General features: G+C 41.8%; 1 protein-coding gene. It reads left to right on the forward strand.

Features of this window, described 5'->3' with window-relative positions:
* The coding region (gene tnpB, locus HT719_RS12005) for an IS66 family insertion sequence element accessory protein TnpB (protein WP_172928401.1) at positions 1-201 on the forward strand (201 nt) is incomplete at both ends.

Here is a 201-nt window from a genome sequence, read left to right on the forward strand (position 1 = left end):
TTAAAACCCACTTTGAATTGGATCCTTTCTCAGGTCAAGTCTTTCTCTTTTGTGGTGGACGTAAAGACCGCTTTAAAGCTCTTTACTGGGATGGTCAAGGATTTTGGCTACTATATAAACGCTTTGAGAACGGTAAGTTGACTTGGCCAAGTACAGAAAAGGATGTCAAAGCTCTCACACCAGAACAAGTAGACTGGCTGA

Origin of the sequence: Streptococcus sp. k-378 (assembly GCF_013277505.1) — a bacterium.
Taxonomy (GTDB): Bacteria; Bacillota; Bacilli; order Lactobacillales; family Streptococcaceae; genus Streptococcus; species Streptococcus pseudopneumoniae.